The organism is Xanthomonas axonopodis pv. maculifoliigardeniae (assembly GCF_041519315.1).
Lineage (GTDB): Bacteria > Pseudomonadota > Gammaproteobacteria > Xanthomonadales > Xanthomonadaceae > Xanthomonas > Xanthomonas euvesicatoria.
This window is the reverse complement of record NZ_CP167998.1, coordinates 2711080-2726554: the sequence shown is the minus strand read 5'-3', so window position 1 is coordinate 2726554 and position 15475 is coordinate 2711080. Positions and strand designations below refer to the sequence as shown.

At 65.6% G+C, this 15475-nt stretch carries 12 protein-coding genes and 1 other RNA gene; 12 read left to right on the top strand and 1 reads right to left on the bottom strand.

Annotated elements, in window-relative coordinates:
• Positions 1–16 precede the first annotated feature (16 nt).
• From ACDH77_RS11920 to ACDH77_RS11865, 12 genes are all read left to right on the top strand, one after another.
• Positions 17–772 carry a gamma-glutamyl-gamma-aminobutyrate hydrolase family protein gene (locus ACDH77_RS11920; RefSeq protein ID WP_031423098.1) on the top strand — a complete coding sequence of 252 codons (756 nt, stop codon included), beginning with the start codon at positions 17–19 and terminating at the stop codon, positions 770–772.
• A 6-nt stretch (positions 773–778) separates the two neighbouring features.
• Positions 779–2164 (top strand): glutamine synthetase family protein, encoded by a 1386-nt coding sequence (locus ACDH77_RS11915; protein WP_008571340.1) that lies wholly within the window; start codon positions 779–781, stop codon positions 2162–2164.
• A gap of 214 nt (positions 2165–2378) precedes the next feature.
• Positions 2379–3746 carry an aspartate aminotransferase family protein gene (locus tag ACDH77_RS11910; RefSeq protein WP_218490436.1) on the top strand — a complete coding sequence of 456 codons (1368 nt, stop codon included), beginning with the start codon at positions 2379–2381 and terminating at the stop codon, positions 3744–3746.
• 219 nt (positions 3747–3965) lie between these two features.
• A complete protein-coding gene (locus ACDH77_RS11905) occupies positions 3966–5081 on the top strand; it encodes a polyamine ABC transporter substrate-binding protein (protein ID WP_057681936.1) in 1116 nt (371 codons plus the stop codon).
• A gap of 249 nt (positions 5082–5330) precedes the next feature.
• Positions 5331–6533 carry an HlyD family secretion protein gene (locus ACDH77_RS11900; RefSeq protein WP_008571337.1) on the top strand — a complete coding sequence of 401 codons (1203 nt, stop codon included), beginning with the start codon at positions 5331–5333 and terminating at the stop codon, positions 6531–6533.
• Positions 6530–8116, top strand: coding sequence for an MDR family MFS transporter (locus ACDH77_RS11895; RefSeq protein WP_011347790.1), 1587 nt, complete (start codon positions 6530–6532; stop codon positions 8114–8116). Before ACDH77_RS11900 ends, ACDH77_RS11895 begins: the two co-directional genes overlap by 4 nt.
• Positions 8117–8120: 4 nt before the next feature.
• Positions 8121–9611: an efflux transporter outer membrane subunit gene (locus ACDH77_RS11890; protein WP_162998437.1), complete on the top strand. Its 1491-nt coding sequence runs from the start codon at positions 8121–8123 to the stop codon at positions 9609–9611.
• 113 nt (positions 9612–9724) lie between these two features.
• The gene (locus ACDH77_RS11885) at positions 9725–10858 is read left to right on the top strand and encodes an ABC transporter ATP-binding protein (protein ID WP_008571333.1); all 1134 of its coding nucleotides are present in this window, start codon (positions 9725–9727) and stop codon (positions 10856–10858) included.
• Between the two features lie 61 nt (positions 10859–10919).
• A non-coding RNA gene (locus ACDH77_RS11880) (sX9 sRNA) lies at positions 10920–10986 on the top strand.
• Complete coding sequence (locus ACDH77_RS11875; RefSeq protein WP_372353907.1) at positions 10978–11889, top strand: ABC transporter permease subunit; 912 nt, start codon at positions 10978–10980, stop codon at positions 11887–11889. Before ACDH77_RS11880 ends, ACDH77_RS11875 begins: the two co-directional genes overlap by 9 nt.
• Positions 11886–12734 carry an ABC transporter permease subunit gene (locus tag ACDH77_RS11870; protein WP_008571331.1) on the top strand — a complete coding sequence of 283 codons (849 nt, stop codon included), beginning with the start codon at positions 11886–11888 and terminating at the stop codon, positions 12732–12734. The genes ACDH77_RS11875 and ACDH77_RS11870 overlap by 4 nt, the downstream gene beginning before the upstream one ends.
• Before the next feature lie 185 nt (positions 12735–12919).
• Positions 12920–14311, top strand: a complete 1392-nt coding sequence (locus tag ACDH77_RS11865) for an NAD-dependent succinate-semialdehyde dehydrogenase (protein ID WP_170811214.1) — start codon at positions 12920–12922, stop codon at positions 14309–14311.
• A 158-nt stretch (positions 14312–14469) separates the two neighbouring features.
• Here the strand turns inward: ACDH77_RS11865 and ACDH77_RS11860 are convergent, their stop codons facing one another.
• Positions 14470–15471 carry a magnesium and cobalt transport protein CorA gene (locus ACDH77_RS11860; RefSeq protein WP_011347784.1) on the bottom strand — a complete coding sequence of 334 codons (1002 nt, stop codon included), beginning with the start codon at positions 15469–15471 and terminating at the stop codon, positions 14470–14472.
• Positions 15472–15475 lie beyond the last annotated feature (4 nt).

The following is a 15475-nucleotide window of genomic DNA, read 5'->3' as shown; positions in this document are numbered from 1 at the left end:
GTATCGGATTTCGCGCATGGCAGTCGTTCCGCTGGTCGGCCTGCCGACCGATCGCATCCTGCAAGGGCCTCATCCGTTTCTGGCTGCCGGCGAGAAGTACATCCGCGCGGTGGTCGAGGCAGCCGCTGCGATGCCGGTGCTGTTGCCCAGCCTGCAGCCGGCATTGGATGCAGGCGCGTGGCTGGAGCGGCTGGATGGGTTGTTGTTGACCGGGGCGGTCAGCAATGTGGAGCCGCATCACTACAGCGACGAGCCCAGCTGGGAAGGCAACCCGCACGACCCGGCGCGCGATGCCACCAGCCTTGCGCTCATCCCGCAGGCGCTTGCGCGTGGCCTGCCGGTGCTGGCGATCTGCCGCGGGCTGCAGGAGGTCAATGTGGCACTGGGCGGGCGCCTGCATCAGCGCGTGCACGACGTTCCCGGCCTGGCCGACCACCGGGAAGACCGCGGCACACCGACAGACATGCAATATGGCCCGGCGCATGTGGTGCACCTGCATCCCGGCGGCTGGCTGGCGGGCATGAGCGATAGCGCCCAGGTCTGGGTCAATTCCCTGCACGGGCAGGGCATTGCCACGCTGGCTGAGGGGTTGCTGATCGAAGCCACCGCGCCGGACGGGTTGATCGAAGCGTTCCGCGGCTCCGGCCCGGGGTTTCTGCTGGCAGTGCAGTGGCATCCGGAATGGCGTGTCACACAGCATCCGTTCTACCGTGCCATCTTTCAGGCCTTCGGCGAGGCCTGTCGCCAATACGCCGCGCGACGCGGCAAGTGAGGTTGCATGTCCATCCGCACGCGTTCGCGCAAGACCCCGTCCAAGCAGCCGGAGAGCGCGCTGCGCCGCTGGCTGAAAGAGCGCAGCATCACCGAGGTGGAATGCCTGGTGCCGGACATTACCGGCAACGCGCGCGGCAAGATCATTCCCGCCGACAAGTTCTCGCATGACTACGGGACGCGCCTGCCGGAAGGCATCTTCGCCACCACCGTGACCGGCGATTTCCCCGACGATTATTACGCGCTCACCTCACCGTCGGATTCGGACATGCATCTGCGCCCGGATGCCAGCACCGTGCGCATGGTGCCGTGGGCGGCCGACCCCACCGCGCAGGTCATCCACGACTGCTATACCAAGGATGGCCAGCCGCACGAACTTGCCCCGCGCAACGTGCTGCGCCGCGTGCTGGACGCCTATGCCCAGGCCAAGCTGCAACCGGTGGTGGCACCGGAGCTGGAGTTCTTCCTGGTGCAGAAAAATACCGACCCCGACTTCCCGTTGCTGCCGCCGGCAGGGCGCTCCGGGCGGCCGGAAACGGCGCGGCAGTCGTACTCGATCGACGCGGTCAACGAGTTCGACCCCATCCTGGACCTGATGTACGACTACTGCGATGCGATGGAGCTGGACGTGGACACGTTGATCCACGAATCCGGCGCCGCGCAGTTGGAAGTCAACTTCACCCATGCCGACCCGATGTCGCGCGCGGACCAGGTGTTCCTGTTCAAGCGCACCATGCGCGAAGCCGCGCTGCGGCACGGTGTGTATGCCACGTTCCTGGCCAAACCAATGGAAACCGAGCCAGGCAGTGCGATGCATATCCACCAGAGCCTGTTGCATGCCGGCACCGGCAAGAACGTGTTCAGCGGCAAGCGCGAGGGCGGTTTCAGCGATACCTTCGCGCATTATCTGGGCGGCTTGCAGAAATACATTCCGATGGCGATGGGCCTGCTGGCGCCCAACGTCAATTCATACCGGCGGTTGATGTTCGGCGAGGTGTCGCCGAGCAATGTGCTGTGGGGCTTCGACAACCGCACCTGCGGGCTGCGCGTGCCCATCGATGCACCGCAGAACATGCGGGTGGAAAGCCGCTTTGCCGGCTCCGACGCCAACCCATATCTGGCCATGGCAGCGACCTTGGCCTGCGGGTTATTGGGGATCGGCGAAAAGCTCGAACCGACCGCGCCGATCAGCAGCAATGGCAAGGAGCAGGGCTACGATTTGCCGCGCTCGCTGGGCGAGGCGCTGGATGAGCTGGAAGGCTGCGAGGCGTTGCAGGAGATGTTGGGGCGGCGGTTCGTGCGCGCATACATCTCGGTGAAGCGGAAAGAGTACGAGACGTTTTTCCGGGTCATCAGTTCGTGGGAACGGGAGTTCTTGTTGTTGAATGTGTGAGGCGTTCTTGCATCTCACGCGCGTGCTGTGTTCCTTCTCCTCCCGGGAAAACTGCCCGAAGGATGGATGAGGGCAACCTCGGCGGCAACGGAAGTTCTCGCGGCCAAGCTGCCTGCCGGGTGTGCAAGCGATTGGCCGGGCGTTCTGCAAAACCGTCCACGGTCCGGCAACAGGGCCTGGGTATGCTTGTAACCCCTCACGCGCGGAGCAGGTCGTGGATCCTTCGGTGCTCAAGGCGTTGCAGCGGCTCGACGCCGCCCATCATCTGCATCCGTTCAACGACAACGCGGCATTGGCGCACAAGGGCACGCGCATCCTGACGCGCGGTGAGGGCGTGTACGTGTGGGATGCCGACGGCAACCAGTTGCTGGATGCGTTCGGCGGACTGTGGTGCGTCAATGTCGGCTACGGGCGCAAGGAACTGGCGCAGGCAGCGGCGCGGCAGATGGAGCAGCTGGCCTACTACAACAGCTTCTTCCAGTGCACCACCGAACCCACCATCCAGCTGGCGGCCAAGCTGGCGGCGTTGGCGCCGGGCGATTTGAATCATGCGTTCTTCGCCAACTCCGGGTCCGAGGCCAACGACACCATCCTGCGCCTGGTGCGGCATTTCTGGGCCGTGCAGGGGCAGCCGCAAAAACGCATCTTCATCGGCCGCCACGATGGCTATCACGGCACCACCATGGCCGGCGCCAGCCTGGGCGGCATGAAGGGGATGCACCAGCAGGGCGGGTTGCCGATTGCCGATATCCAGCACATCGCACCGCCGTATCACTTCGGCGATGGCGGGCAGATGGATCCGGAGGACTACGGGTTGCTGGCGGCACGTCGTCTGGAGGACAAGATTCTGGAACTCGGCCCCGAACATGTGGCTGCGTTCATCGGTGAGCCGATCATGGGCGCGATCGGCGTCTATATCCCACCGCGCAGTTACTGGCCGGAAATCGAGCGGATTTGTCGGCGCTACGACGTCCTGCTGGTCGCCGATGAAGTGATCTGCGGTTTCGGCCGCACCGGCGAGTGGTTCGGTGCGGAGTACTTCGGCTTCCAGCCTGACGTGATGACGCTGGCCAAAGGCATCACCTCCGGCTACATCCCGCTGGCGGCAGCCATGTTCAACGACCGCGTGGCCGGCGTGCTCAAGACCCAAGGCGGCGAGCTGGCGCACGGTGGTACCTATGCCGGGCATCCGGTGTGCGCGGCGGTGGCGCTGGAAAACCTGCGCCTGCTGCAGGACGAGGGCATTGTCGAGACCGCGCGCACGCAGGTTGCGCCGTACCTGGCGCAGCGCTGGGCCGCGCTGGGCGAGCACCGGCTGGTGGGCGAGGCACGCATCGCCGGGCTGGTCGGGGCGCTGGAGCTGGTGCCGGACAAGCAGCGCCGTGGTGCGTATTTCCCCGGGCGCGGGCGGGTAGGGGCGATGTGCCGCGATTTCGCGCTGCGCCGCGGGCTGATCCTGCGCGCGACCTACGATGCCATGCTGCTGTCGCCGCCGTTGATCATTACCCGGGAGCAGGTCGACGAACTGTTCGACAAGGCCTGGGCCGCGCTGGACGACACCGCGCAGGCCTTGGGTCGATAGCTCCTGCACAAGCCGTCCCACCGCACGGCAGCGGGCAGTGACGAGGTCGGTGAGCACGCATGCGCGCAGCGGTGCCTTCGTGGCGGCTGCCGCGCTGGTCAGCCGGCAAGGTCGGTCCGTGCCGGTCCCGCTGCGCTGGGCAAACCCGGGCGTGGTGAGTAGGCTGGGAAGAGACCGGATTCGATACCGGCCGCCCCATCGCGCTGCCTGGAGACCCACATGACGCTGCGACTGCTCGCCCTGACGCTGTCCATCACCCTGTTGTCCGGCTGTGGCGGCGCTGGCGCGCCCGGCAAGACCGACGCGCAGGCCAAGGTGCTCAACGTCTACAACTATTCCGATTACATCGCCGAGGACACCATTCCCGGGTTCGAAAAGAGCACCGGCATCAAGGTCACCTACGACGTCTTCGACAGCGACGAAATGGTGGAAACCAAGTTGCTGGCCGGCGGCAGCGATTACGACGTGGTGGTGCCCACGCTGAACTTCTTCGGCCGGCAGATCCAGGCCGGCGTCTTCCTGCCGCTGGACAAGAGCAAGATCCCCAATCTGGTCAATCTGGATCCGGACGTGATGCGCCGCATCGCCGCGCAGGACCCGAATAATGCCTATGGCGTGCCTTACATGATCGGCACCACCGGCATCGGCTACAACGTCGACAAGCTCAAGGCGATCTTCGGCAGCACCGATGTCGCCAACAGCTGGGATCTGGTGTTCAAGCCGGAGAATCTGTCCAAACTCAAGGACTGCGGCGTGACCATCCTGGACACGCCTTCGGACATGATTCCGATCGCGCTCAATTATCTCGGGCTCGATCCGCACAGCACGGCGCCGGCCGAGATCGAAAAGGCCGCCGCGCTGATCAAGGCCATTCGCCCGTACGTGCAGAACTTCCACTCCAGCCAGTACGTGACCTCGCTGGCCAACGGCAATACCTGCCTGGCGGTGGGCTGGTCCGGCGACATCATCCAGGCGCGCGACCGTGCCGTGGAAGCCGGCAACAACATCAAGGTGGCTTACGCCATTCCGAAGGAAGGCGCGCCGCAGTGGTTCGACATGCTGGCCATTCCCAAGGATGCCAAGCACCCTGACAACGCCTACGCCTTCATCAATTATCTGTTGAAGCCGGACGTGGCCGCGGCCAACACCAACTTCATCCATTACGCCAACCCGGTGCGCACGGCCACGCCGTTGGTGGATGCGGCGATCCGCAACGACCCCACCATCTACCCGCCGCCGGAAGTGACGGCCAAGATGTTTACCTACGCGATCAATCCGCCGGACGTGGACCGGCTGTACACGCGGCTGTGGACCGAGATCAAGACCGGGCATTGACCGGCTGCGTCGGCGGCGGGTGCTGCGCCCGAGCGCAGTGCGGCCCCGTGCGACGGCACATCCCAGGGACCAAGCGCACTGCGTAGGAATGGCACCATCGCGACTTGGTGGGCCGGTTGTTGGCCGGTCGGGTCATCACGCAATCTGTACCGGGCAGTTCAAATAATTGTATGGTTGCGCCGCCATTGCCGACGCCGCCGAGACGGCCGCTGCGTGGCGCGCCTCGCCCATCACACAGGACGCATCCTTTTGAGCAACCACGACCATCAGTCTAATGACGGCCAGTCCTCGGCCACGGATGCGCAGGGCGCCGGCGCGCGCGACGAGCAGCAGGCGCCCAAGCCCTCGCCGTTGAAGAACCCCAAGGTGAAGTGGACGCTGATCCTGGTCGGGGTGCTGGTGCTGATCCTGCTCGTGGTGTGGCTGGCCTATTACCTGATCAAGGGCCGCTACATGCAGGACACCAACAACGCCTATCTGCAGGCCGATTCGGTGGCGGTGGCACCGCGCGTCAGCGGCTACGTGACCAAGGTGCTGGTGAGCGACAACCAGATCGTGGAAGCCGGCCAGCCGTTGTTGCAGATCGACGATCGCACCTACCAGGCCACCCTGCAGCAGGCCGAAGCCGCCATTGCCGCACGCCAGGCCGATATCGTCGCCGCCACCGCCAATGTCTCCGCGCAGGAATCGGCGCTGCTGCAGGCGCGTACCCAGGTCACCGCCGCTGCTGCCAGCCTCAAGTTCGCCCAGGCCGAAGTGAAGCGCTTCGCGCCGTTGGCCGCCTCCGGCGCAGACACCCACGAACATCAGGAAAGCCTGCAGCACGATCTGGCACGCGCGCGCGCGCAGTACGATGCCGCGCAGGCGCAGGCCAAGGCCGGCGAGAGCCAGATCCAGGCCAGCCGCGCGCAACTGGAACAGGCACAGGCCGGCGTGAAACAGGCCACCGCCGATGCCGACCAGGCGCGGGTGGCGGTGGAAGACACCCGTCTCACCAGCCGTATCCACGGCCGGGTTGGCGACAAAACCGTGCAGGTGGGCCAGTTCCTCGGAGCCGGCACCCGCACCATGACCATCGTGCCGCAGGAATCGCTGTATCTGGTTGCCAATTTCAAGGAAACCCAGGTCGGCCTGATGCGTCCCGGCCAGCCGGCCGAGATCGAGGTCGATGCGCTGTCCGGAGTGAAGTTGCACGGCAAGGTCGAGAGCCTGTCGCCGGGCACCGGCTCGCAGTTCGCCTTGCTACCGCCGGAAAACGCCACCGGCAATTTCACCAAGGTGGTACAGCGTGTGCCGGTGCGCATCCGTGTGCTGGCCGGTGAAGAGGCGCGCAAGGTGCTGGTGCCGGGCATGTCGGTGGAGGTCACCGTGGACACGCGCTCGGCCAAGGACGCCAAGCAGCGTGCCGAAGAAGAATCCGACCGCGTGCAGGAGCAGGAGCGCGCGCGATGAGTGCAGCGGCCGCCACCGGCCCGCGTGCCGGCGGCAGCGCCCAGCGCGAGAAGGCCGAGCCGGGCGCCTGGCTGGCGGTGCTGGCCGGCACCATCGGCTCGTTCATGGCGACGCTGGATATTTCCATCGTCAATGCCGCGCTGCCCACCATCCAGGGCGAGGTCGGCGCCAGCGGTACAGAAGGCACCTGGATTTCCACCGCCTACCTGGTGGCCGAGATCATCATGATCCCGCTGACCGGCTGGTTCGTGCGCACGCTGGGCCTGCGCAATTTCCTGCTGATCTGCGCGGTGATGTTCACCGCGTTCTCGGTGGTGTGCGGGCTGTCGACGTCGCTTTCGATGATGATCATCGGCCGCGTCGGGCAGGGCTTGGCCGGCGGCGCCCTGATTCCGACCGCGCTGACCATCGTCGCCACGCGGTTGCCGCCCAGCCAGCAGACCATGGGGACCGCCTTGTTCGGCATGACCGTGATCATGGGCCCGGTGATCGGCCCGCTGCTCGGCGGCTGGCTGACCGAAAACGTCAGCTGGCACTACGCGTTCTTCATCAACGTGCCGATCTGCGTTGGCCTGGTTGCGCTGCTGCTGCTCGGCCTCAAGCACGAAAAGGGCGACTGGGCAGGCCTGCTCGACGCCGATTGGCTGGGCATCTACGGGTTGACCGCGGGTCTGGGCGGGCTGACCGTGGTGCTGGAAGAAGGCCAGCGCGAGCGCTGGTTCGAATCCAGCGAGATCAATACCCTGAGCCTGCTTGCGTTGAGCGGCTTCATCGCCCTGGTGATCAGCCAGTTCCGGCGGCGCCCTCCGGTGATCCGGCTGTCGCTGCTGCTGCAGCGCAGCTTCGGCGCGGTGTTCATCATGGTCATGGCGGTGGGCATGATCCTGTTCGGCGTCATGTACATGATTCCGCAGTTCCTGGCGGTGATCTCCGGCTACAACACCGAGCAGGCCGGGTACGTGCTGCTGCTGTCCGGCCTGCCGACCGTGCTGCTGATGCCGATGATGCCCAAGCTGCTGGAAACGGTGGATGTGCGCATCCTGGTCATTGCCGGGCTGATCTGCTTTGCCGCTGCCTGCTTCGTCAATCTGTCGCTGACTGCCGACACCGTGGGCACCCATTTTGTCGCCGGGCAGCTGCTGCAGGGCTGCGGCCTGGCGTTGGCGATGATGTCGCTCAACCAGGCGGCGATCTCCTCGGTGCCGCCGGAACTGGCGGGCGATGCCTCGGGCCTGTTCAATGCCGGCCGCAACCTGGGCGGCTCGGTCGGGCTGGCGCTGATCTCCACCTTTCAGGAGCGCCGCATGACCTTCCACACCGAAACCATCGGCAGCTCGATCACCGCCAATGCCAGCCGTGCACAGGAGGCGCTGGCCGGCCTGACCGCACAGATGCAGGGCAGCGCCGGCGGCGAGGCGGCAGCCCGCTCGATCGCCCAGTTCGCCCGCGTCGTGCAGCAGCAGGCCCTGGTGATGACCTATAGCGACCTGTTCTGGATCTTTGGCGTGATCGTGGTCTGCACGATTCCGCTGGCCTTTTTGCTCAAGCCGTTACCCAAGGGGGCGCACCTTGCAATGCACTGATTCCATGCGCCTGATCCGCATGCCGCTGGCTGCTGCGTTGGGCATGCTGCTGCTTGGCGGCTGCATGCTCGGCCCCAACTACACCAAGCCACCAGCGGTTGCCGACGCGGCGATGCAGGCACCCGCCCTGCATCGTGCCAGCGGCGCGGACGTGGTCGCCGCCGCACCGTTGAACCATTGGTGGGAGGAATTGCACGACCCGCTCCTGACCCAGTTGGTCACCCAGGCATTGGCCGACAGCCCCAACCTGCGCGCGGCACAGGCGCGGCTGCGTGCCAACCGCGCGCTGGCCCAGCAACGCCGCGCCGAGCGCCTGCCCAAGCTCAACGCCAGCGCGGTGTATGCCTACGCCGAACCGCCGCAGACCATTGTCGATACGCTCGGCGGGCTGCAACAGGGTCAACCCGGCCAGCCGCCGGCGGCCGGCAACCAGGCGCTGAACCTGGAAGAGACGCAGATCTACAGCGCCGGCTTCGATGCGAGCTGGGAGCTAGATTTCTTCGGCCGCCGCCGTCGCGCCGCCGAAGGCGCGCTGGCGCAGGCACAGGCCTCCGAAGCCGAGCTGGCCGATGCGCAGGTGCAGCTGGCCGCCGAAGTCGGGCAGGTCTATCTCAATTACCGCGGCTTGCAGGCGCGCCTGGCCATTGCCGATGCCAACCTGGACAAGATCCGCCAGTCGCTACGGCTGGTGCAGCAACGTCGCGGGCAGGGCGCCGCCTCGGACCTGCAGGTCGAGCAGATCGCCACCCAAGTGCAGCAGCAGGAGGCGCAACGCTTGCCGCTGGAAATGCAGGCGCAGGAAGCGCAGGACCAGCTGGCCCTGATGGTCGGGCGCGAGCCCGGTGCGCTGGATGCCCAGCTCAGCACGCCGCAGCCCTTGCCGATGCTGCCGACACAGGTGCGCGTGGACGATGCCGGCGCGTTGATCCGCCGGCGCCCGGACGTGCGCAAGGCCGAGCGCGAGCTGGCCGCCTCCAGCGCGCAGATCGGCGAGGCGTTGAACGGCTACTTCCCGCAGGTGAGTCTGCTGGGCGGGCTGAGCTGGGTCGCCGGCTCGCCAAGCGATTTCAATTCCGACGCGCTGACCACATTGGCGGTGCCGATGCTGCGCTGGTCGATCTTCGATTTCGGCAAGACCCGCGCGCAGGTGGAGCAGGCGCGTGCCGGCAATGCGGGGCGTACGGCAGCGTACGAAGGGACCGTGCTGGCTGCCTTGCAGGATGCCAATTCGGCGTTGGCGCGCTTCGGTTCGGCACGCAAGCAGCTGGTGGTCGCACGCCAGGCCGAAGCCTCGGCCACGCGCTCGGCCGGGCTGATGCAGCAGCGTCGCGATGCCGGTGCCACCTCATCGATCGATCTGCTGGATGTGCAGCGCCAGCAGTTGTCGGCGCAGGACGCTGCCGCACAGGCGCAGGTGCAGTTGCTGGTGAATTACGTGGCCCTGCAGAAGAGTCTGGGGCTGGGCTGGAGCGCACCGGCGCAGGACGCGCGCTGAGAGCAGCCAGGGCAATCTGCGACGCGGCAGCCCATGCGCGGCCGCGTCCGGGTTTTGCCATCATGGTCGGCATTGGCCGTTGTGGCGCATGCAATGCGCAATCGAGAGGTTCAATGGCATCACCCGAGGCCACCCCGCAGCCCCACCTCACCGCTGGCGACGGCGGCTACCTGAGCATCGACGCGGTCCGCAAGGAGTTCGACGGCTTCGTCGCGGTCGACGACGTCAGCCTGCAGATTCGCAAGGGCGAGATCTTCGCGTTGCTCGGTGGTTCCGGTAGCGGCAAATCCACGCTGCTGCGCTGCCTTGCCGGGTTCGAGCGGCCGACCAAGGGGCGCATTGTCCTGGATGGTCAACCGATCGACGCACTGCCGCCGTACGAGCGCCCGATCAACATGATGTTCCAGTCGTACGCGCTGTTTCCGCATATGAGTGTGGAGCAGAACATCGCCTTCGGGTTGAAGCAGGAAGGCTTGCCCAAGGCTGCGATCGCCAGCCGCGTCGGCGAGATGCTCGAACTGGTGCAGCTTGGCGCGCTGGCCAAGCGCAAGCCGCACCAGCTCTCCGGCGGGCAGCAGCAACGCGTGGCCCTGGCGCGCTCGCTGGCCAAGCGCCCCAAGCTGCTGTTGCTGGACGAACCGATGGGTGCGCTGGATAAAAAACTGCGCTCGCAGATGCAGCTGGAACTGGTCAACATCATCGAAACCTCCGGCGTGACCTGCGTCATGGTCACCCACGATCAGGAAGAGGCCATGACCATGGCCACCCGGATCGCGCTGATGGACCAGGGCTGGATCCAGCAGGTGGGCACGCCCGATGAAATCTACGAGCAGCCGGCCAACCGGTTTGCGGCCGAGTTCATCGGCTCGGTCAATCTGATCGATGCGCTCATCGCCGACGACGCGCCCGAGTACGTCACCTTGAAAACGCCTGCGTTCGATGCCTGCATCCGCATCGGCCACGGCATCACCGGCTTCGAAGGGCAGGCAGTGGCGTTCGCGCTGCGCCCGGAAAAGCTCGCCATCGGCAAGGACGAGCCGGCCCAGGCCTGCAACAAGGCCCAGGGCGTGATCGAAGACATCGCCTATTTCGGCAGCCACTCGGTCTACCACGTGCGCCTGCCCAGCGGGGTCAAGCTGATGGCCAATTTCGCCAATCGCCAGCGCTGGGCCAGCGAAGCGCTGACCTGGGGCGACACCGTGTGGGTCGGGTGGGGCGAAGACGACGGCGTGGTGCTCACCGCATGAGAGCGGCCAGCAAAACTACTGCGCAGCCGCCAGGGGGGCGCGGCCGGTGCTCGGAATCCTCATGTACCACTCGTACACTGCGGTTCCTGCGCGCCCCCCTGGCGGCTGCTCGCTACGTTCTGCTAGCCACTCTTAGCCGTGGCTTGCCGGGCGCGCGCTGGGGCGTGATCGCCGCACCGTATCTATGGCTGCTGGTGTTCTTCGCGATTCCGTTTTTGATCGTGCTGAAGATTTCCTTCGCCGAGCGCGCCACCGCGATGCCGCCGTATACGCCGCTATTGGCGGTTGCTGCCGACGGTGCGATGAGCCTAAAGCTGCATCTGGGCAACTATCTGGCCTTGCTGCGCGACAGCCAGTACGTGGCTGCCTACCTGAGTTCGATCGAGATCGCGGCCATTTCCACGGCGCTTGCGTTGTTGATCGGTTATCCGATGGCGTATGTGATCGCGCGCCTGCCGCTGGCCACACGCAACGTGGCGATGATGCTGGTGGTGCTGCCGTCGTGGACCTCGTTTTTGATCCGCGTATACGCGTGGATCGGCATTCTCGATGGCAATGGCGTGCTCAATCAGGTGCTGTTGGCGCTGGGTGTGATCAAGCAGCCGTTGCAGTTGTTGTACACGCCGATCGCCGCCTATCTCGGCATCGTGTACTGCTATCTGCCGTTCATGGTGTTGCCGCTGTACGCCAACCTGGTCAAGCACGATCAGCGCCTGCTCGAAGCGGCCTACGACCTGGGGGCGCGGCCATGGCAGGCGTTCGCGCGCATCACCTTGCCCCTATCGCGCAACGGCATCGTGGCCGGCTGCATGCTGGTGATGATTCCGGCGGTGGGCGAGTTCGTCATCCCGGAAATGCTCGGCGGGCCGAACACCCTGATGATCGGGCGCGTGCTGTGGGGCGAGTTCTTCAATAACCGCGACTGGCCGGTGGCAGCGGCCGTGGCCACGGTGATGCTGTTGCTGCTGTTGCTGCCGATCGTGATCTTCCACCGCTACCAGCAGCGTGAGCTGGAAGGGCGGCTGACATGATGCGCGCTTCGCGCGGTGGGCGCCTGCTCGGCGGCAGCGTGCTCGCGCTGGGTTTCGGCTTCTTGTACCTGCCGATCCTGTTGTTGATGGTGTATTCGTTCAACGCCTCGCGCCTGGCAACGGTGTGGGGCGGGTTTTCGACCAAGTGGTACGGCGAATTGGTGCGCGACCGGCAATTGCTCGACGCAGCCTGGGTCAGCCTGGAGGTGGCGTTCTGGACGGCCTGCGCATCGACGGTGCTGGGCACGATGGCCGCCATGGCGATGGTGCGCCTGCGGCGGTTTCCCGGCAAAACCCTGTTCGGCGCATTGATCACCGCGCCGTTGGTGATGCCCGAAGTCATCATCGGTCTGTCGATCCTGCTGTTGCTGGTGTCGATGGGGGGCGTGCTCGGCATCGCGCCGCGCGGCGCAGTGGCGATCTGGGTGGCGCATGTCACCTTCACCGTCTCGTTCGTGACTGTGGTGATTTCTTCGCGGCTGCAGGAACTGGACCGCTCGCTGGAAGAAGCCGCGATGGATCTCGGTGCCACGCCGCTGCACGTGTTTTTCCAGATCACCTTGCCGATCATCGCGCCGGCCCTGGCGTCGGGCTGGCTGCTGGCCTTTACGCTTTCGCTGGACGATGTGGTGATCGCCAGTTTCTTGGCCGGGCCCAGTTCCACCACCTTGCCGATCAAGGTGTTTTCGTCGGTGCGGCTGGGCATCAGCCCCAAGATCAATGCGCTGGCCACGGTGATGGTGCTGGCGGTGTCGATTGCCGCGGTGATTGGCTGGTGGCTGCTGGCGCGCAGCGAAAAGCGCCGCATGCGCGATGCGCAGCTGGCGTTGCAACGCGAAGGTTGAGCGCTTCAGCAGGGGGGGGGGCGAGGTGCAGAGGCGTGCGAGGCAGGTAAGCCTTCGGCAGCACTGCTTCGAAAACCGATGCGGCTGCATGCACCCAGTGTGGCTGGCGGCCGTGGTGCTTGCGAACACAGTGTTGCAGCAGTTTCAGGCGATTGTGACGCGCCCCGAACTTGCCGGCGTCTAGCATGACCGCCTCGCAACAGGAGACCGTCATGTCCTACGACACCGTCAACCCCGCCAACGGCCAGGTCGAGCACACCCAGCAGACCCTGGACGCCGCTGCCATCGAAGCGCGTCTGGCCGCTTCCGCCAAGGCATTTCCGGCCTGGGCCGCGTTGCCGCTGGCCGAGCGTGGCGCCTTGCTGCGCCGCATTGGCGAGGAGCTGACCAAGCGCCGCGAGGACCTGCAACGCATCATGACCGCCGAGATGGGCAAGCTGCGCGCCGAGGCCCTGGCCGAAGTCGACAAGTGCGCGCAGGCCTGCGCGTACTACGCCGAGCACGCCGCCGACTATCTGGCGCCGCGCGACATTCCGACCGAAGCGCAATCCAGCTATGTGCGCTACGAACCGCTGGGCTGCGTGTTCGCAGTGATGCCGTGGAATTTCCCGCTGTGGCAGGCGTTCCGGTTCCTGGCACCAAGCCTGATGGCCGGCAACGTGTCGCTGCTCAAGCACGCCAGCAACGTGCCGCGCTGCGCTGACGCCATGAAAGAGGTGCTGGACGCCGCCGGCATTCCGCCGGGCGTGTTCGATGTCCTGCATATCGATAACGACCAGGCTGCCGATGTCCTGCGTGATGCCCGCATTGCTGCGGTAACGCTGACCGGCAGCGAACGCGCCGGTCGCTCGCTGGCCGCCAATGCGGGCGACCAGCTCAAGAAGTGCGTGATGGAGCTCGGCGGCAGCGATGCCTTCGTGGTGCTGGAAGACGCCGATCTGGAGCACACCGTGCCATCGGCCGTGCAGTCACGTTTCGACAATAGTGGGCAGACCTGCATCGCCGCCAAGCGATTCATCGTGGTGGATGCGATCGCCGACCGGTTCATCGAGCGCTTCGTGGCAGCGGCAGCCAAGCGCATCGTGGGCGACCCGCAGCAGGACAGCACCACGCTGGCGCCAATGGCCCGTGCCGACTTGCGCGAGGAATTGCACAAGCAGGTGCAGGCCAGCGTGGCGAAGGGCGCCAAGGTCTTGCTGGGCGGCGAACCGGTCGCCGGCTCGCATGCCGGTTATCCGGCCACCATCCTCGACAACGTCGCCCCCGGCATGCCGGCATACGACGAAGAATTCTTCGGCCCGGTCGCTTCGATCATCCGGGTGGCCGACGAGGCCGAAGCGGTGCGCGTGGCCAATGACACCAGCTTCGGGCTGGGTGGCAGCGTGTGGACGGCCGACCCCAAGCGCGGCGAGCGCGTGGCGCAGCAGCTGCAGTGCGGCGCGGCGTTCGTCAACTCAGTGGTCAAGAGCGATGTGCGCTTGCCCTTCGGCGGCATCAAGCGCTCCGGCTTCGGCCGCGAACTGGCCGAGCACGGCATCCATGAGTTCATGAACGTCAAGACGATCTATGTGGCTTGATGGCGGGGAATCGGGATTCGGGATTCGGGATTGGAGATTCGCAAGAGCAGGCGCTCGCGACTTATGAGCACCCTGGCCTAGGTTGAAAATCAACAACCTGCCAACTGCTCAAACCAATCCCGAATGCCCAATCCCGAATCCCGGGCCGCGCAGCGGCCCTATAGCCACTTGGCGCGCTTGAACAGGCGATACAGCACCAGGCACGAGCCCACGACGCCGGCGACCAGCAATGGGTAGGCGTAGCGGGCGTCGAGTTCGGGCATGTGGGCGAAGTTCATGCCGTACCAGCTGGTAATCAGGGTAGGGGCGGCCAACAGGGCGGCCCAGGCACCGAGGCGCTTGACGGTTTCGCCCTGAGCGAGCGTCACCATCGACAGGTTGACGCTGAGCGCCGTGCCCAGCATTTCACGCAAGGTGTCGATGGCATCGTTGATGCGCACCGCGTGATCGAGCACGTCGCGCAGGTAAATGCCGACTTCTTCGTGGATCAGGGAGCCGGGATTGCGCTTGAGGTGCGAGAGCACGTCCTGCAACGGCGCCACCACCAGCCGCATCTTGTTGAGTTCGCGCTTGAGCTCATACAGGCGCACCACCGTCTCGCGCTTGTAGTCGTCGGCGAAGATGTCTTTTTCCAGACGTTCCAGCGTGTCGCGGAACTCGTCCATGATCGGTAGGTAATTGTCGACCACGAAATCGAGCACGCCGTACAGGCAGAACGACGCGCCCATGTGCAGCATCGCCGGCTCGCGTTCGACCCGATGCCGCACCGGCGCGTACGACAGCGACGCGCCATGCCGTACCGTCAACAGGAAGCGCCTTCCCAGGAACGCGTGCGTCTCGCCATAGCGGATGCGCTCGTTGACCAGCTGCGCGGTGTTGACCACCACGAACAGCGAGTTGCCGTAACTCTCGGCCTTGGGGCGCTGATGCGCCTTGAGCGCGTCTTCGATCGCCAGATCGTGCAGGCCGAATTCGTCCTGCAACTTGCGCAGCACCGATTCCTGCGGCTCGTACAGCCCCACCCAGACGAAGCCATCCGGCCGCTGCAGCACGTCGCTGATGTGCTCCAGGCTGATGTCGTGGCGCTTGCCGTCGCCGTCGTAATAAGCGCAGGTGATGACGCAGGACGGATTATCGGGATGATGGCCGTTGCTGTTCATGAGC